Annotated in this window: 12 protein-coding genes and 1 tRNA gene; 10 read left to right on the top strand and 3 right to left on the bottom strand. The window is 43.2% G+C overall.

Going from position 1 to position 18,224, the window contains the following annotated elements; genetic code table 11:
- Positions 1-80: 80 nt before the first annotated feature.
- From QZZ55_RS09065 to QZZ55_RS09025, 9 genes are all read left to right on the top strand, one after another.
- Positions 81-944 carry a prephenate dehydratase gene (locus QZZ55_RS09065; RefSeq protein ID WP_293267003.1) on the top strand — a complete coding sequence of 288 codons (864 nt, stop codon included), beginning with the start codon at positions 81-83 and terminating at the stop codon, positions 942-944.
- 356 nt (positions 945-1,300) lie between these two features.
- Positions 1,301-1,735 (top strand): peptidoglycan-binding protein LysM, encoded by a 435-nt coding sequence (gene lysM, locus QZZ55_RS09060; RefSeq protein WP_293267002.1) that lies wholly within the window; start codon positions 1,301-1,303, stop codon positions 1,733-1,735.
- Positions 1,736-1,867: 132 nt separating this feature from the next.
- Positions 1,868-1,943: transfer RNA gene (locus QZZ55_RS09055), tRNA-Thr, on the top strand.
- A 110-nt stretch (positions 1,944-2,053) separates the two neighbouring features.
- The gene (locus tag QZZ55_RS09050) at positions 2,054-2,875 is read left to right on the top strand and encodes a PPK2 family polyphosphate kinase (protein ID WP_293267001.1); all 822 of its coding nucleotides are present in this window, start codon (positions 2,054-2,056) and stop codon (positions 2,873-2,875) included.
- Positions 2,876-3,069: 194 nt separating this feature from the next.
- On the top strand, positions 3,070-4,518 hold the full coding sequence (locus tag QZZ55_RS09045; RefSeq protein WP_293267000.1) for a hypothetical protein: 1,449 nt from the start codon (positions 3,070-3,072) through the stop codon (positions 4,516-4,518).
- 259 nt (positions 4,519-4,777) lie between these two features.
- Entirely contained in the window at positions 4,778-6,043 is a 1,266-nt protein-coding gene (locus QZZ55_RS09040) for a DEAD/DEAH box helicase (protein ID WP_293266999.1), read from the top strand.
- Between the two features lie 547 nt (positions 6,044-6,590).
- Positions 6,591-10,109: an indolepyruvate ferredoxin oxidoreductase family protein gene (locus tag QZZ55_RS09035; protein ID WP_366512303.1), complete on the top strand. Its 3,519-nt coding sequence runs from the start codon at positions 6,591-6,593 to the stop codon at positions 10,107-10,109.
- A 31-nt stretch (positions 10,110-10,140) separates the two neighbouring features.
- A complete protein-coding gene (locus QZZ55_RS09030; RefSeq protein ID WP_293266997.1) occupies positions 10,141-11,205 on the top strand; it encodes a Glu/Leu/Phe/Val dehydrogenase dimerization domain-containing protein in 1,065 nt (354 codons plus the stop codon).
- A gap of 103 nt (positions 11,206-11,308) precedes the next feature.
- Positions 11,309-12,655: a sodium-dependent transporter gene (locus QZZ55_RS09025; protein WP_293267029.1), complete on the top strand. Its 1,347-nt coding sequence runs from the start codon at positions 11,309-11,311 to the stop codon at positions 12,653-12,655.
- A gap of 87 nt (positions 12,656-12,742) precedes the next feature.
- Here the strand turns inward: QZZ55_RS09025 and QZZ55_RS09020 are convergent, their stop codons facing one another.
- The 3 genes from QZZ55_RS09020 to cysQ form a co-directional block, all read right to left on the bottom strand.
- The gene (locus QZZ55_RS09020) at positions 12,743-14,926 is read right to left on the bottom strand and encodes a methyl-accepting chemotaxis protein (protein WP_293266996.1); all 2,184 of its coding nucleotides are present in this window, start codon (positions 14,924-14,926) and stop codon (positions 12,743-12,745) included.
- 20 nt (positions 14,927-14,946) lie between these two features.
- On the bottom strand, positions 14,947-16,443 hold the full coding sequence (locus QZZ55_RS09015) for a hypothetical protein (protein ID WP_293266995.1): 1,497 nt from the start codon (positions 16,441-16,443) through the stop codon (positions 14,947-14,949).
- 172 nt (positions 16,444-16,615) lie between these two features.
- Complete coding sequence (gene cysQ, locus QZZ55_RS09010) at positions 16,616-17,419, bottom strand: 3'(2'),5'-bisphosphate nucleotidase CysQ (protein ID WP_293266994.1); 804 nt, start codon at positions 17,417-17,419, stop codon at positions 16,616-16,618.
- 165 nt (positions 17,420-17,584) lie between these two features.
- On the opposite strand from cysQ, the gene betI reads away from it, so the two are divergent.
- Positions 17,585-18,202: a transcriptional regulator BetI gene (gene betI, locus QZZ55_RS09005; protein WP_293266993.1), complete on the top strand. Its 618-nt coding sequence runs from the start codon at positions 17,585-17,587 to the stop codon at positions 18,200-18,202.
- Positions 18,203-18,224: the final 22 nt, after the last annotated feature.

Raw genomic sequence — 18,224 nt, 5'->3', positions numbered from 1 at the left:
GAAAGATTCAACCTGTATACATGCCTGTGACATAATAACTCATAACCTACCGACAACTGACTCACGGAAACAACACTATCATGAGTACCAACATCATCGCTTACCAGGGCCATAAAGGCGCCTATTCTCATCTATCATGCCACCATGTCCACCCTGAAATGGAAGCATTTGCATGTGAGAGTTTTGTTGATGCGATGTTTATGGTTGAGCGTGGTGAAGCTCAACTTGCCATGATTCCACTCGAAAACTCTACCGCGGGTCGAGTAGAAGAAATTTATCGCCTAATGCCTAAAACACAGTTACACATTATTAGTGAGCATTTTGAACCGGTGAACCACTGCTTAGTAGCTAGGAAAGGCACTAAAATATCAGACCTTCACACAGTTTCATCACACCCTCAGGCACTGGCCCAGTGTGACGGCAACATTAAAAACCTAAATCTAGCCCAAGTAGCCAGCTTAGATACAGCGGGAGCGGCTGAAGCGCTATTAAGTATTGAAGAGCCAGGGCATGCTGCCATCGCATCAAGCCTTGCCGCTGAACTTTATGATTTAGATATATTGAAAGAAAACTTTCAGGACAAAACCGGCAACACCACTCGCTTTGTTATTTTGGCAAAAGACAGCCATATGCCCATTCTAGAATCAAACGTAACATTCATTACTACTATTATGTTTACTGTTCGAAACATGCCAGCGGCACTATACAAGGGCTTGGGAGGGTTCGCCACGAATGGAGTTAACGCTGTGAAACTAGAAAGCTATATGGCTTCAGACACAATGCAAGCCACCAGCTTTCACCTTGATGTTGAGGGTCACCCAGAACAGAAAAAGATGCAGTATGCACTTCAAGAACTTGATTTTTTTGCTAAAGAGGTCCGAATTATCGGCACATACCCTGCGCATCCTTTTCGCATAAAACAGTTTAAAAAAACACAAGATTAATCAAAGATGAATGCACTGCACAAATGCAAAAATTAAAATTTACTTTATAAATATTAACAAGTTAATCATATACTACTAAAGTATAATTGTGCAGCGCACAATAAAAATCGATAGTAGTAACTGATAGACACATTCGTATTGTATTCACGAAACCACGTATCTATCACATCCCTACTTTCAACTCTCTCCTATTGAGTTGTCTTTTTTTGCCCCTGCTTATCAGGGGCTTTTTTTTATGCATTTTTAACGACCCTCACGTGCAAAACCCAGATAGCCAGCTTGGGTTAAGATTCAATATGGAATTATAAGCTTCTAACTTAAGCAACCGCTTACTCACACACTTAAAAGGATTCATCATGGGTTTATTTGATTTTGCCTCAAACCTCGGAAAAAAACTCTTTGGCTCAGATGATGACCCAGCTGAAGAGATTCAAAAACATATTGAATCAGATAACCCAGGTATTGATGGCCTAACGGTTTCGGTAGAAAACGGAGTAGCAATGGTATCAGGGTCTGCACAAAACCAAGCTGCATATGAAAAAGCCATATTAATGGCGGGTAACGTGCAGGGGATTACAGAAGTAAAAGCTGACTCCCTTCAACTACTAGACAGCGCTTCTGTAAAAGTCGAGTACTACACGATTGAATCAGGCGACTCGTTATGGGCTATTGCTCAAAAATACCTAGGTAACGGTAACGACTACACTAAAATTTTTGAAGCTAACAAAGAAGTCATTAAAGACCCAGATCTAATATACCCAGGACAGAAAATACGTATCCCTCTAAATTAATTGCCTAATGAAGCAGCGGATTGTTTGCTTTTTGAACAATCCGCTTATCTTATTATTTTATTTCAAATTATTTTGTTTTTAGGGGTTGATCTCAACGGCCCATCTCATTATTATACGCCCACTTCATGCAGTGCCGGTATAGCTCAGCTGGTAGAGCAACTGACTTGTAATCAGTAGGTCCCGAGTTCGACTCTTGGTGCCGGCACCACTCATGAAGCCTTTCTTACCTCCCTGCAAAACCACAGTACGATACACATAACATTGAGATAACCTTTAAGTCTGTTTACACTCATATTAAATTCGATGAGTGAGATAGCTATGCAACAACCATCTGAAATCCTATTAGAAAAAAAAGCCCCTACCCTCGCTTCACTTGCACTCAACAAGTCAACCATCGCCAACAAAAAAAAATACGAGAAAAACCTAAAAAAATGGCAGAAGAGACTACTGCACGTACAGCAAGCTTATTTTCATAAAAACAAACGCGCTATCATCGTTTTTGAAGGATGGGACGCGAGCGGAAAAGGCGGAGCAATTCGTCGCTTAACCGCGCGACTCGACCCCCGAGGGTTTCAAGTACATCCAATTGGTGCTCCAGAAAAAGCCGAACAAGGGAAACATTACCTTTACCGCTTCCAAACACGATTACCAGCCCCTGGCAGAATCGCTATATTCGATCGCTCGTGGTATGGCCGCGTGTTAGTAGAAAGAGTAGAAAAATTTGCAAAGGCACCTGAATGGCAACGCGCATATCAAGAAATCAACGAATTCGAACGCTTACTCAGCGACGATGGCGTCCGAATCATTAAAATTTTTATGCACATTTCCCCCAAAGAACAACTTCAGCGCTTTTCTGAAAGATTAAATGACCCGATCAAACGCTGGAAATTGACGGAAGAAGACATTAGAAACCGTCAAAGCTGGGCAGATTACGATGAAGCGATCAACCAAATGTTCAAAAGAACATCCACCGTCTCATCTCCTTGGCACCCCATTGCAGCCAACCATAAATGGTACGCTCGTATAAAAGTACTCAAGACCGTTGTAAAAGCATTAGAGAAAGGAATGGACCTTTCTTCCCCACCAGCAAACCCTGCAGTACTTGAAGCGGCAAGAAAACATTTGAAGTTTGATATCTAATATTTCATTAGAAATTGACATGGTACTGTTGGATGATTAGGAAATGACATAGCAGACGCATTTATTGTTTTATGGATAGACTGAACTCTGAAAAAGCCGCTGTAGCAAACGAAAAGACAATTTTGCAGCATTCCCATCAGGCGGCCGATGGGGCCCTCACTCGTTGATTTTATTGCATCGTGCAGGAGCTGGGTATGCGTTTTATATCTCTAGTGGCTATATTATTATCGATTGTAAAGACAGCTTGGGCTCTCGGTTTTTCCGCGGAGCTCTATCCTACAGTAAAGGACGAAAATCTGAATGAGCGCTCTAAAAAGCTAGAATCTCACTTTGTCGACTGGTGTAACATTAGTTCCAACCAGCAGCACTCTTTCATATCTGCAGTTCTGGCAAAAAAAATTGAAAGTAAAACTCATATAATGATTAGACCGCGATCGGTTCTACAATCATGGAACAGTGCTGTCTTTGATTTAGCTGGGTACAAATTTTATTTTATGGGGAGGCGCCATACTGATGATAGGAGCAACGAGGGTTTAGGATTCGATTTAAACCTAGGCAAATGGGACTATCTGAAGAAGGAAGAACTTTTTATTGGCCTACCTACCCATGAAGCAGGAGCTTGGACCTATAAACATATGAATAAGCCCAAGCATATAGAGTATTCAAAGCATAATGCTCAAAAATTGGTCAATAATGCAAAGCTGGGTAGTAAAGTAACTATCCCGCCAGGTACTTATCCTCAAGGCTTATTTGTCAACAAATCACTAACAGTAGGATTAAAAGGGGTTTCTCTCAGAGGCATCGCTAATTCCAAGGCAATTATCAACATTTCCTGCAATCACTGCCGTGTGGTGATTGAGGATTTTCATGGCGAAGGTGAGAAAGCAAATTGCCAACGGGGTAACTGCGCAGGTGTAAAAGCTGAAGGACGGGATTTCAACTTGGTTCTCAAGCGCGCTCATATTGATCGTACTGTTATTGGGATTCTTACGGATAATCGCGGAGGCGAGCTAACTTTAGAAGACAGCCTCATCGAAAATACTGGCTGGAAAGATAAATCATCGACATTGGGCCATGGTTTTTATGCGGGCTCCATTGACCGGGTCATTATTCGTAATTCAATAATACGCCGATCATTTGGTGATGGGCATATCTTCAAAAGCCGTGCGGTAGATACTTTGATAGAAGGAAGTGTTATAGCCGGTTTGGATGGTTATCACTCCCGTACAATCGACTTTCCTTGTGGCGGAAAGCTAGAAATTAAAGACAGCGTGCTGCAGCATGGCGCAAATACCGACAATATTGACCTTATTAGTGTTGGCACAGAAATCAAGGCATGTGGCGGCTCAGTTCAACCTTCTAAGGTGTCATTAACTGGCAACTTGATTGTTATTGACCGTGACCGATCCCCCGATGAGCGTTCAGCAAAATCTGGACCTACACAGCTATTTACATGGCGCGCTTCTGTAGATTCAGTCAGGGTCTTTGGGAATATTTTTATAGAACCTACGGGGCAGTTCAGTTTTGATCCGGAGAGACGTGTGCCAGACATGACCGATCAGAATCGTTTTTATCGCAGCCGGAGTGATATCGGATTAACAGCGAATCAATTACCTGCAGCGGGTAGCTTAAAGATAAACTAGCAGATAGCTCAATTGATTTAGCCACTCATAATACCGTCACTTCCTGTAATGGATTTTACCGCATGGACCGGCTGGCGTCCTTATTGTTGAGCTTGACTGATTAAAGCCCTAGCAATAACTAGAACCACATTTACTCGGGGCTTGGCTTAGCTCGGATTTAAATAGCGCTCCAGCCCTAGATCCTGTAAGCTTCAGCACCGCTTTTGAAGGCGGAAGCAACCTGTAAAATAATCTGTAAAACACCAATAAGAGATAATCTATGAGCTTTGCCTCCCTGGGTCTGTCCGCACCTTTACTCGACGCTGTTGCTGAAAAAGGCTATTCCACCCCATCTCCCATCCAAGCCCAAGCAATACCTGCAGTACTTGAAGGCAAAGATGTCATGGCCGCCGCGCAAACAGGTACAGGTAAAACCGCAGGCTTTACACTCCCTTTACTGGAGCTACTATCCAAAGGCAATCGCCCACGCTCAAATCAAGTAAGAGCACTGGTACTAACACCTACAAGAGAGCTTGCAGCCCAAGTAAGCGAAAGTGTTGAAATGTATGGTAAAAACTTACCACTACACTCCACTGTAGTTTTTGGTGGTGTTAAAATTAATCCGCAAATGATGAGGCTGCGTAAAGGGGTCGATATACTCGTTGCTACCCCTGGCCGTCTAATGGATCTGTATAACCAGAAAGCCGTTAAATTTGACCAACTAGAAGTACTAATTCTTGATGAAGCCGACCGTATGTTGGATATGGGTTTCATCAATGACATTCGCAAAATCATTGCTCTGCTACCGAAGAAGCGCCAAAACTTAATGTTTTCAGCCACCTTCTCCGATGAGATCCGCAGTCTGGCAAAAGGCTTAGTTAACAACCCCGTTGAAATTTCAGTCAGCCCACGTAACACGACGGCACCGACTGTAGAGCAATGGGTTTCCCCCGTTGATAAAAACAGAAAGGCCGCTTTACTTACACAGCTCATTAAAGAACATCAATGGAGTCAAGTGTTAGTCTTCACCAAAACAAAACATGGCGCCAATAAGTTAACAAAGCAACTGGAAGCTGCAAAAATAAAATCTGCAGCCATTCATGGCAACAAAAGCCAAGGCGCTCGCACCCGAGCTTTAGCTGACTTTAAAAGTAATTCTATTCAAGTCTTAGTAGCCACTGATATCGCAGCTCGCGGGCTAGATATTGACCAATTACCACAGGTAGTGAACTACGATCTACCCAACGTTGCCGAAGATTATGTCCACCGTATCGGACGCACGGGCCGTGCTGGCGCCACCGGCCAAGCCATTTCGCTGGTCTGCGCTGATGAATTTAAGCTACTAGCGGCTATTGAGCGCCTCACAGGTGCACTTCTTGAGCGTAAAGAGATTCCCGGCTTCAAACCCGTCAATGATTTACCTCAATCTCGCTTGCAACGCCCCGCACACCCTAAGCGGTCAAAGAAGCCTAAACCAGGCCACAGAGATGGACAACGCTCTGGAGAAAACGCGAGAGGACACAAACCCACAACGAATAGAACATAGAAAGAATAAAAACCCGGCAAATGCCGGGTTTTCCATATTATCCACCTTTCTATTACCTCGCGACACTTCCTAATTACTAAGTTTACGTAAACGTAATCCTAACTATTGACCTTGATTAAAAGATCACCTATCTTTGCACCAATGCTTCATAAGAGCAGCGAATATAAACCAGCCTACAGGCCGGATAAAAATAACAAAAAGTGGAACAGTACTGAGATCCAGTATTTGTTTGAGGTATTAAAATGACAATTAAACCGCACCATACTGCTAGCTGCTGCACAGTACTCTTCAAAACTTTATCAGCCAAACCATATCAAGCCCTATTACTTGATTCGTGCTTGATAACGATTTCTAAACACATATCGAACCAAACACCTATTTCTTAACGTCTGATGGCCTTCGGCTTTTGATCGTTTCTTTTTTTGATTTGGATCTCTAACGAGTCCAAGGAAACATCACCTATCAATTCAGACGTTAATTCAAGTTGCCCACCTTGCTTCTTTTTAAGCAAGACCTCATGCGACTGTGAAATACGAATTGATGCGTGATGTTTCCGTATATGAACGGGAGTACACCCATGAAAGATGTGACACTCAATGATAAGTGGGAATTAGATTCAGGACGCGTATACCTAACAGGAAGCCAAGCGTTAGCGCGCCTGCCAATGCTGCAAGCACAACGCGACAAGCAGCAGGGGCATAACACCGCTGGTTTTATCTCTGGCTATCGCGGCTCCCCTCTAGGAGGCTTCGATAAAACTCTTTGGCAAGCCAAGAAATACCTAGCGACCCATAATATCTTTTTCCAACCCGGTATTAATGAAGACTTAGGTGCCACATCGGTTTGGGGGTCACAACAAGTCAATGTATTTGAGGGCGCAAAATATGATGGCGTCTTTGGTTTATGGTACGGCAAAGGGCCTGGTGTAGATCGCACAGGTGATGTATTGAAACATGCTAACGCATTTGGCACATCTGAATTTGGTGGTGTTCTCGCTGTCGCTGGTGATGACCATGCCTGCAAATCATCTACTCTCCCCCATCAAAGCGACTACGCTTTTGTGGATGCAATGATCCCGGTACTTTACCCCTCAGGCATTCAAGAAATGCTCGATTTCGGTCTCTATGGCTGGGCTATGTCTCGTTATAGTGGTTGCTGGGTTGGCTTCAAAACATTGGCAGAGCTATTAGACTCCTCTGTATCTGCGGATCTTGATTTAGAACGTATAAAGATAGAAATCCCTACCGATTTTGAATTACCCTCAGAAGGAATTAATGCTCGCTGGCCTGATAAGCCAATGCAACAAGAAGCCCGCTTGCATACATACAAACTGAAAGCTGCAGAAGCATTTTGTCGTGCAAACAATCTAGATAAAACAGTCATTGATAGCCCCGCTCCACGCTTAGGTATTGTCACAACAGGCAAATCCTACATGGATGTACTCCAAGCATTGGACGACTTAGGCATCACTCATGAAAAAGCTAGCGAACTAGGCATCAAACTTTACAAAGTAGGCATGGTTTGGCCACTAGAACCTGTGGGTATTCGAGAGTTCGCCAAAGAGACTCCTGAACTACTGTTGGTTGAAGAAAAACGCGGTATTATTGAAGATCAAATCAAAGACTATCTTTACAGCTGGCAGGATGATGCTCGTCCTAGAATTGTTGGTAAACGCGATGAGAATGGCCAAGAACTGCTGACAACCCTTGGAGAGCTTACTCCAGCAATGATCGCCAGAGCTATCGCTTCACGCATTGCGCCCTTCTATCAAAGCGAACAGATAGCATCACGCTTAGCATTTTTATGCGCTAAAGAAGCAGAGCTTGCACAGCCCCGATCACTCGTAGAACGAACACCTCATTTTTGTTCAGGCTGTCCACACAACACTTCCACTCGTGTACCGGAAGGCAGTAAAGCTTTAGGCGGTATAGGTTGCCATTACATGGCTACTTGGATGGATCGCGGAACAGAAACATTTACGCAAATGGGTGGCGAAGGTGCTACTTGGATTGGTCAGGCTCCCTTCACTAATAACAAACATGTTTTCCAAAACCTTGGTGATGGAACATATTTTCACTCCGGACTCTTAGCCATTAGGGCATCGATAGCTTCCGGCGTAAATATTACTTATAAAATCCTCTATAACGATGCGGTTGCTATGACAGGCGGTCAACCCGTAGATGGTCAATTGACCGTCCAACAAATCACTCATCAGCTGTTTGGTGAAGGCATACGACGCCTAGCTATCGTCAGTGATGAGCCTTACAAATACCCAAGCCGAGCAGACTTCGCTGATGGTGTTACTTTTCACCATCGTGATGACTTAGATGCCGTTCAACGAGAGTTTCGCGAAACTGAGGGCTGCACAGCATTAATATATGATCAAACTTGTGCTGCTGAAAAACGTCGCCGCCGTAAACGTGGTCAAATGCCCGACCCTGAAAAACGTGTTGTTGTAAACAGCGCAGTATGCGAAGGCTGTGGTGATTGTGGTGAACAGTCAAACTGCTTATCAATACTACCTAAACAAACAGAGCGCGGACGTAAGCGCCAGATAGATCAGTCATCATGCAATAAAGACTTCAGTTGTATACGAGGTTTTTGCCCAAGCTTTGTTACCGTTAAAGGCGGGACATTGCGGAAAGCGGCCGGCTTAAATGCTACACCTCCTGCTACAAACCTGCCAGAACCCGTATCAGCAGCGATTGATAAGCCTTATAACATTCTCCTCACAGGCGTGGGTGGTACTGGTGTTGTAACAGTCAGCGCATTACTGGGCATGGCTGCACACTTAGAAGAGAAAGGAGTCGGTGTACTTGATCAGATTGGACTAGCACAGAAGTTTGGTGCCGTTATGAGCCATATTCGAATCGCACCTACCCAAGAGCAACTTCATACTGTACGTATCCCTGCAGGTGAAACCGACCTGTTGATAGGTTTTGACCTCATGGTCGGCGCAAGTGAAGAAGCACTCGGTAAGCTCGATGGTAAACGTAGTTTCGCTATTATTAATAATCACGACACAATGCCCGCAGCATTTACACGTGATCCAGATCTAAAAGTTCCTAATAAAGAAATGCAAGCCGTTATTGAAGCAACAGCACGCCCAGAAGGCACTTTCTGCTTTGATGCAACTCAGCTTGCTACAGATCTAATGGGCGATGGAATGGCTGTTAACCTATTCACGATCGGTTATGCATGCCAAAAAGGACTCCTGCCTTTGAGTCGCGAGTCTATCGAGCAGGCTATCAAACTTAACGGAGCATCTGTTGACACCAACCTCAAAGCATTTTTGTGGGGCCGCTGCGCTGCGCATGATTTGGATAATGTTGTCCAAGTAGTTAAGCCTGCGCCCGCTGTACAAATGGTCCGCATGCTGCCTTCTTTGGAAGAACAAATAGAGCAAGAACTAGCGCATCTAACTGAATACCAGAGTGAAGCACTTGCGCAACGTTACCATAAGCGCCTTTCACAATTTAGCCGAACAGAAAAAGAGCAAACAAACAAAACTCACATCAGCCGCGCCATTGCTGAAAATTACAGTAAAGTATTGTCTTACAAAGATGAATATGAAGTTGCTCGACAACTAACCTCAGAAACATTCCGTCAACAGTTAGAAGAACAGTTCGAAGGAGAGTTCGAACTCGAATTCAATCTTGCTCCACCACTAATCGCTCGTAAAGACAAACACACAGGCCGCCCGCGGAAACGTGTTTTTAGTCAAAAAATATTGCCAGTGTTCCGCTTACTTGCCCGAATGAAAAACCTACGGGGAACACCGCTAGATATTTTTGCATGGAGTGAAGATCGCCGCTTAGAAAAGCAAATCATCCGTGACTATGAAGCCGATATGGACTTAATAGAAAAAGCAATGAATGCAAATGATGGGCGTAACTTTAACTACAGTGCAGCCCAACAGCTAGCTGACATTCCAGGCATGATTCGCGGATATGGCCCTGTTAAAGAGGAAAACTACCTCAAGGCTAAGGATAAGCGTCAGGCACTGCATATCTCATTGGTTGAAGATCAAACCATTAGCAGCGACTTAATCAGCGCACAAGCTTAATACAGAAAATAGTTAAGGATACGAGGTATACATGTCAGTTTTTAGCCATATTGAGTTTGACCATCATGAGCAAGTTAACTTTTTTCACGATGAAGCCACAGGCCTAAAAGCCATTGTTGCTGTTCACAACTCCAACCGGGGTCCAGCGCTTGGCGGCTGCCGTATGTGGAACTACGCCTCTGATGCAGAAGCATTGACGGACGCCCTGCGCCTGTCTAAGGGCATGACTTATAAATCCGCACTAGCAAATCTAGCCCTAGGCGGAGGGAAGTCTGTCATTATCGGCAATCCACGCCAACACAAGACAGAAGCACTGCTTGAAATGATGGGTCGCTGCCTAGAGAGCATGAGTGGCCGTTACATCGCTGCTGAAGACTCAGGAACAAGTGTTTCTGACCTTAAAGTGATGAACCGCAACACTCAATATGTTGCTGGTATTACTGAAAGACCGGGTATTGACGGCCAAGCATCTAATGGAGACCCTTCACCTGCCACAGCTTACGGCACATTTATTGGGTTGAAGGCAGCAGTCAAGCACCGACTAGGCACAAACAGTCTGAAAGGCTTATCTGTAGCAATTCAAGGTATGGGCAATGTTGGCTACCGCCTTGCAGAGCATCTTCGAGAAGCCGGCGCTATTCTATACGTGACTGATATTCACCAAGAGTATGTCGACAAAGCCGTTACACAACTCGGCGCAAAAGCTGTTTCTTCTCACGAGATTCTTACTCTAGATGTTGACGTACTCGCACCCTGCGCTTTAGGCGCCGTCTTAAATGACGACAGCATCCCACTCATTAAAGCCTCTGTTATTGCAGGAGCCTCTAATAATCAGTTAGCCGCATCACACCATGACCTGATGCTTAAAGAGCGCGGCATTCTATATGCACCCGATTTTGCCATTAATGCTGGAGGCATTATTGATATTTTCTATGATCGAGTAGGCCACACTCCAGAAAAGGTATCTCGTCATATAGAAACCATAGCAGACACACTCGATGAAATATTTCAGCGCAGCGATGCCAACAACCTACCCACAGGCATGATTGCTAACACATTAGCTGAAGAAAGGTTTCTGAAGAAGATAACGGTATAAAAAACGAACAATAAAAATAATTAATTGGAGATAAAAAGTGACTCAAATTAGTCAAACCTATACGGAAAATGCTTCTGTTGCTGAAGCGCGTAAAGATGGCCCAATGTGGTCTTCACGGCTAGCCTTCATTCTGGCAGCCAGCGGATCAGCAGTAGGGCTAGGTAATATCTGGAAGTTTCCTTATATCACAGGTGAGAATGGGGGGGGTGCCTTTGTATTAGTATATTTGCTGTGTATCGCACTCATCGGTATACCCATCATGATTGCAGAAGTTATGATTGGCCGCCGCGGTGGACGCAGCCCTATCAATTCTTTGCGCATGCTTACTCAGCGTGACGGTTTATCATCACGCTGGACATGGATAGGCTGGATGGGAATTACAGCGTCCTTTTTAATCCTTTCCTTCTATTCCGTCATTGGTGGATGGGCATTATCCTACGTAGGCCAGTCTGTCGGAGGTACTTTTACTGACAGCAACGCTGATAGCATAGGCGCATTATTTGGCGGGTTACTTTCTGACCCGTGGACATTATTACTGTGGCATTCTGTCTTTATGGTGCTAGTCATCACCATTGTTGCCGGTGGAATCCGATCAGGAATGGAAAAAGCCATCAACATATTGATGCCTATCCTATTCGTTCTACTATTGGTGATGGTCGGTTACGCCCTCAGCAGCGGTGATTTTGCACAAGGCTTTACCTTTCTATTTCAGCCAGACTTCTCAAAACTAACAACTGAAGGCATCTTAACGGCACTGGGACATGCATTCTTTACTTTGAGCCTTGGTATGGGTGTTATGATGGCATACGGTTCTTATTTACCAAAGAATGTATCCATTGTTAAAACCGCTGTTGCTGTATCTTTAGTGGATACTGCTGTCGCATTGCTTGCAGGCCTAGCTATTTTCCCACTGGTATTTGCTAATGGTCTTGAGCCTGGAGCAGGCCCTGGATTAATTTTCCAAACACTTCCTCTTGCCTTTGGGCAAATGACGGGTGGCGTACTATTCGGATCACTATTCTTTGCTCTATTGGTTGTAGCTGCAGTAACCTCTGCCATCTCGCTGCTTGAGCCTGTCGTAGAATGGTTAGAAGAACAAAAAGGCATTAGCCGATTATCTGGTACATTAATTGGTGGGATTTCTGTTTGGGTATTGGGTTTATTTACCATTCTCTCTTTCAACGAATGGGCTGATTTTTACCCTCTTAGCTTCATACCCGTGTTTGAAAATAAGACTATCTTTGACTTGCTTGACTACGTCACTGCAAACGTAATGATGCCTTTAGGCGGCCTATTCATTGCGATATTCGTTGGTTGGTTTATGAATAAACAAGCTGTCGAAAACCAATTAGACCTCAGCAATGGTTTAGGTTTCAAAGTTTTCATGTTTGTCTTGCGCTTTATAACACCAGCGGCTGTAGCAACGGTGTTTATATACAACTTAGTTTAAGATACAGAACAATCAAAAAAGGAGCCATATTGGCTCCTTTTTCATAAGAAAAACAAATAAACTTGACGCCAAATTCATGTTTCTGACTTAATCATTTAAATAGCCTAAGCGCTCAGACTGATACTTCAGAGAGTCTGCAGAATCAGATAAAGACTCAGCCAAAACTTCACTTTTATATACCAATGGATCCATGCTGTTTACAGACTTAGCAAGTAGTTCAACACTCTCCAGTTGTTCTAAGTCTAACTCGTCGCTCTCAACCACAGGCAACCCCAACACCCCTTCAGCACTAATCGCACTCCATACCTCAGAGTTTTCGATACTACTCTGCACAAGCTCAATATTAGTATTAACATATGACTTAAGCTCAGCTGCTGCCTTCGCAGCTCGCATAGCCTGCACTCTTACCTCAGAGGCAACTACTGCAAAGCTTTTACCTTGCTCACCTGCTCGCGCGGCCTCCACTGCTGCATTTAGTGCCAAAAGATTGGCTTGAAATGCTACTTGTTCAACCATATCAATAGCATCTGTAATACTTAGATTTGCACGACTAAGCTGCTTATAAGACTCAACCAGTTTTCCTATTAACAGCTCAGAGTGTTGTAGTTTTAATTCTGCTAGGTGTATTTCATTATTAAGAGATAAAGTAACCTTCTGTCTTTCTTTAGCAGTACTGACTAACTTATCAACCCCCATGTGTACGGGACCCAGCAGAGCAAACTGATCCTGCGTATTTTTTTGTAATTCACGAGAAGCCTTAAATATACTCTGCATATTGATACTAGCCCACTGAGATAACTCCTTTTTCTCGATAGCAAGCACACCCAAACGATCAGACAAACCTTTTACACTCACAAAAAGCTCACCGAAAACACCAGGAAGCCCAACCTCCAACGTCTTGCTTGAATCCCCCTCAATCAGTGCACAAACTGAACGTTGCGTATTACATATAACCAACTCAGTAATGTCCATAAGCTCATTTAAACTCCGACTAACGAGTCCATGGAATGAATGCGGGGACAATTCTTTTAGCTCATCAATAGAAACACGGTGAGATATATCTCCCACAGCAGCAGACGTGACTAGCATCTTTATTTGCTGCTCAGCCTTAAACTCATGAGTAATATCCAGCCATTCTAGTAAGAACCCTGATTGATCCAGGTCTTCCAATGGCGATATTACTACTGTCATAACCCTATCAGACACATGTATACGCGCTCGCATACGATGAGAAAGTCGTTTTAAAATTTCAGAACGCTGTTCAGGATTACGACGAAATAAATCTAATTTTTTCCCTACTAAATCAGCTATTTCAAACTCACCAAACTCATTCCTAAAAGCCTCACTATTTTTTTCAATTAATCGAACGATAGAACTATTCGCATAGACAACTGTAAAATCTTTATCGGTTAACATGAGACAAACGTGTGAGGCATCTAGCGCCTGGCGAACATACATTAAAGACTTTAGCTCAGTTTGAGCAACACTTACTTTTTCCTTATAGTGCGACAACAAACTATCAACAGCACAATATGTACTAGCAACATTTTCATTAACACTGGTACTTGGATGCACAACCAACTCATCTCCTAGTCTTTCCGATAAACCGCCCACTAAAGAATCCATTGACTGGCTAAGTTTTTTAACAGGCTTAATCCAGCGCTCATTTAAGAGAAAGCCTAAACGTATTAGAAGCAATAAAAATACTATACTGCAGATTATACCCGTCCATAAATGAGTCTGAGTTGCTGAAGTCGCATGATTAAGGCGTGCGTTAACTTTAGAGTTTAAGCGTTGACTAATAGCACTTAATTTAGCGACCATCGCGTTCGCAGTAACATTAAACTGCCCCGAAAAAAGAACTGCCACACCTCGCCCACCATCACTATAGGCCCGTGCCATACGTTGACCAACTTTGTAAAACTCATGAAATGTAGGTAACAAGGCATCGTATTCAAATGAATTAACGCTATCTTTCATTCGCATTTTTTGGACTGTGATACGAAAATCAAGTGCTAATTCGGCCGCACTGTTTAAACGAGCATCCCAATTTTTCTTATCACCTACTGAACTAAAATCAGACAATACATAACGAAGTCGAGCTTCTGAAAGCTGGAGATTTATGGCCAGAAAAACAAGTTCTCGATCTTTTGTTGAATAAGATTGGTTAGCAATTTCGTTACTTTGATAAAGAAGCACAGCAGCCATGAGGGACATGGCTACCAATAGAAGTGAAATATTTCGTGTAAATTTTAAAACGCTGCTGCCCATAATACCTCCATGGAAGCAGCTCAGGGGCTTATTTTGTAACTTCGACGTAAATCACCAAAGGTCCTAATCCAATAACCTGCTTTTTGAACAGCCTCGGGTAATGTTTTAGCTATCTTCATACTTGTACGGTTATTAGGGTAATTACCGTACAGCAAAATGTATCGGTATTGGCCGTCTTGTAAAGCATGAATGTAATATGAGTTTTCATATAAATCATGCTTCTTAATAAATTTAACGATACCACTCAAACTGCTAGCTTGTACTAACTGAATCGCATAACGCATATCTGCTTGTGCATTTACCCATTTAGCACCCCGCACTACAGGCTGAACGTCTAACGTTGGCGCTTTAATTGAAGCACTATTTGACGTCACCGATACTTCTTCTTTTACAATGGCGTTAGTACCGAGCTTTTGGACAGCTTGCTCTGCTTTCGTATTTGTTAGCTGTTTAGTATCTACTGACGTGCTTGCAACTATATGCGACTGAGCCGCTACTGTAGATCTAACAGCTTGCTTGGATGTAGCAGCAGTAGTTTCTTGTTCAACAGCATCATTTGCAGCTTTTACTAATTGATCCTCGAGTTCTTTTTGTGAAGAAACAGCCTGCTTAGTTGAGATAACAGCAGCATTTTCTGAAGTGCTTAAAGGTTTATTAACAATCGGTTGTTGTACCGAGGAAGGTAACTCCTGCACTTTTGGGGGAGCTACGGAGCTTGCTTCTGAAGTGATAACACTTACATCACCTTCAGCCGAAGTATCGTTATTGAAGTTGGGTAACGATGGTAAAATAGCTAAAAAATTCTGTAATACATTATTGCTTTTTTGTGCCTCTTCCTTCTCTACAGGTGGCTGCTGTATTTGCGCAACCGACTCAACTGAAGGTACAGGTTCGTCTGATTTAAAAACACCCGATGCTTGTTTTATCTGGATACGTGTTAAGAGCTCTTTACTTTTGTCAAAGCCTGCAGCAACACCTAGCTCAGATAAGTCCTGAGCTTTACGATAATTCTGAGGCACACCCATTCCATAATAGTAAAGTTCTGCAAGGCGGTGATTCGCATATAAATTACCACCCGCTGCCGCACGCTTAAAAAGAACAGCACTTCTTATTGCTTCAGTGTCTACTAACAGAATTCCCAACGCTAATTCAGCGTCATGGTTTCCATTATTTGCTGCACGATTTAGCCAATACAAGCCCTTATCTACATTTCGTTCTACGCCTTTTCCTTCTAATAGAAGTAGCGCTATTCTAAGTTGCGCATCAGAATCTTTTTGCATGGCGGCATTGCAATACCACTCATATGATTGGCTATTGTTCTGAGCAACACCCTCTCCTTGCTCATAGCTTTGACCTAATCTTGAGCTAGCCACAGGGCCTACGGATGTAATTATTTTTGCACTTCCATCGACACGGCAACTCTGAGGCTTATGCTGATAGGATGCTGCTGGCACATTACTTGAGTACGCAAGGAGCGCACTTAGCAAAATAAAACTCGTTTTAAAAGTTGACTGCACTACGCTTTATTCCATTTCCAGTCGAATGCTCGGGGAAAATTCTTATTTGCTAATCCTACAGGGAGTCGATTTACATGGCTACAACCCATAGTGCAAAAAGAAGGTAAGTAATTATTAATAATAACAGTTAAGGACACATTATGAAGAAACACAACTGACAATGATGCATGATTTACTCACCTACCCTATTATTTTCCCAAAATACTGATGGTTTCGTACACACAACAAAGAAAGGATTTAATAAAGAGTCCGGATTTGAGTTATACACCAGAGGAGATAACGAGCTTAATGCTAATACCTGCCCACCTGCAGCGATTACAATAGCATGGCCTGCGGCGATATCCCATTCACATGTAGGGCTAAGCCTAGGATATAAATCGGCTTTACCTTCCGCCATCAAACATAGTTTTAATGAGCTGCCTATTTCAAGAATTTCTGCCTCAGGTAATGAGCTCATAAATAACTGCAGCCTTGGTGACTTATGCGAACGACTACCTAAAACCCGCCAACCTGTCGGCCTTTCGGGAACCGGCGCTACCGATATGGATTCAATAGGCCCTAAGCCCACTTGCTTAAACGCTCCTTGCCCCAACTGCCCCCAATACATAGTATCTAATGCAGGCGCAAAAATAACGCCGGCAATAGGAATGCCGTTTTCGATCAAAGCTACATTGACAGTAAACTCGCCATTTTTTTTAATAAACTCCTTAGTACCATCCAGTGGATCAATTAACCAATAAGCAGTTTTCCAGTTGATTCTATCTTTTTTAACACTATCGTCAGACTCCTCAGATAAAGCAGGTATATCTGGCGTTAACTCATGCAAAGCATTGATCAAGTAGTTATGTGCTGCCAAGTCTGCTTCAGTCAGAGGGCTATGATCAGATTTTTCGTAAATAGAAAAATCTTTTTGATAAATATCCATAATAAGATGACCTGCTTCACGCGCAAGTACCACTACATCTTCTATTCTCATTATTTAAAAACCTTTATCCCGGTATTAATAATTTCGTACCCTGAGTGTTTTCACCTGCAAACATGCCTTATTCTACTCTAATCATGCCTGTCACAGACATTCTGTCTTGACAGTTCATGAAGCGAAAGGCAAATTCCATTTCAAGATCAAGTGAGAAAGATACTAATGCCTAAAGTTGGAATGCCTGAAATAAGAAAACCACAACTGATTAATGCCACTATGGAGGCAATCAACTCTGTTGGGTTACATAAAGCCAGTGTCGCGATGATTAGCAGTTACGCAGGAGTGTCTCCTGCTATTATTAATCATTACTTTGGCGGCAAAAACGGCTTACTCGAAGCGACAATGCGCTCGGTATTACAGCAGCTTTCTCACGGTGTTAAAATCCGTTTACAAGAGACCTCAAAAGATGATGTTGTAGGTCGTATTAAAGCAATTGTCGGCGGCAACTTTGATCCAATACAGCTAGAGCCTAAAGTTGTTAAGACTTGGCTGGCGTTCTGGTCTTTAGCGATGCACGATCCAGCGCTGTACCGCTTACAACGCGTCAATGAAAAAAGGCTATTGTCACACTTAGTCCTCGAATTAAAGCAGGTCTTACCCGCCGATAGAGCCTTAATTGTAGCTCAGAGTATCGCCGCGCTTATCGATGGTATCTGGCTACGAGGTGCATTAACACCCACAGGCATTGATAGCGACCTCGCACAACGCCTGATTATCGACTATTTAGAGCAACAACTTCCCGCTAACATTATTACTATGCACCGGTCTAACAACACATAGAATAAGAGCGTGGTGTTACGTT

Origin of the sequence: Neptunomonas sp., from assembly GCF_016744175.1 — a bacterium.
GTDB lineage: Bacteria > Pseudomonadota > Gammaproteobacteria > Pseudomonadales > Balneatricaceae > Neptunomonas.
Note: the sequence above shows the minus strand (reverse complement) of the source record. Positions and strands in the feature narration are given on the sequence as shown.

What these genes read in the sequence shown, in the direction of transcription:
- QZZ55_RS09030 (WP_293266997.1), top strand. Translation starts at nt 10,141, where the DNA reads ATGTCAGTTTTTAGCCATATTGAGTTTGACCATCATGAGCAAGTTAAC.
- QZZ55_RS09035 (WP_366512303.1), top strand. Translation starts at nt 6,591, where the DNA reads ATGTTTCCGTATATGAACGGGAGTACACCCATGAAAGATGTGACACTC.
- QZZ55_RS09045 (WP_293267000.1), top strand. Translation starts at nt 3,070, where the DNA reads ATGCGTTTTATATCTCTAGTGGCTATATTATTATCGATTGTAAAGACA.
- QZZ55_RS09040 (WP_293266999.1), top strand. Translation starts at nt 4,778, where the DNA reads ATGAGCTTTGCCTCCCTGGGTCTGTCCGCACCTTTACTCGACGCTGTT.
- lysM (WP_293267002.1), top strand. Translation starts at nt 1,301, where the DNA reads ATGGGTTTATTTGATTTTGCCTCAAACCTCGGAAAAAAACTCTTTGGC.
- cysQ (WP_293266994.1), bottom strand. Translation starts at nt 17,419, where the DNA reads ATGAGAATAGAAGATGTAGTGGTACTTGCGCGTGAAGCAGGTCATCTT.
- QZZ55_RS09020 (WP_293266996.1), bottom strand. Translation starts at nt 14,926, where the DNA reads ATGGGCAGCAGCGTTTTAAAATTTACACGAAATATTTCACTTCTATTG.
- QZZ55_RS09025 (WP_293267029.1), top strand. Translation starts at nt 11,309, where the DNA reads ATGTGGTCTTCACGGCTAGCCTTCATTCTGGCAGCCAGCGGATCAGCA.
- betI (WP_293266993.1), top strand. Translation starts at nt 17,585, where the DNA reads ATGCCTAAAGTTGGAATGCCTGAAATAAGAAAACCACAACTGATTAAT.
- QZZ55_RS09050 (WP_293267001.1), top strand. Translation starts at nt 2,054, where the DNA reads ATGCAACAACCATCTGAAATCCTATTAGAAAAAAAAGCCCCTACCCTC.
- QZZ55_RS09065 (WP_293267003.1), top strand. Translation starts at nt 81, where the DNA reads ATGAGTACCAACATCATCGCTTACCAGGGCCATAAAGGCGCCTATTCT.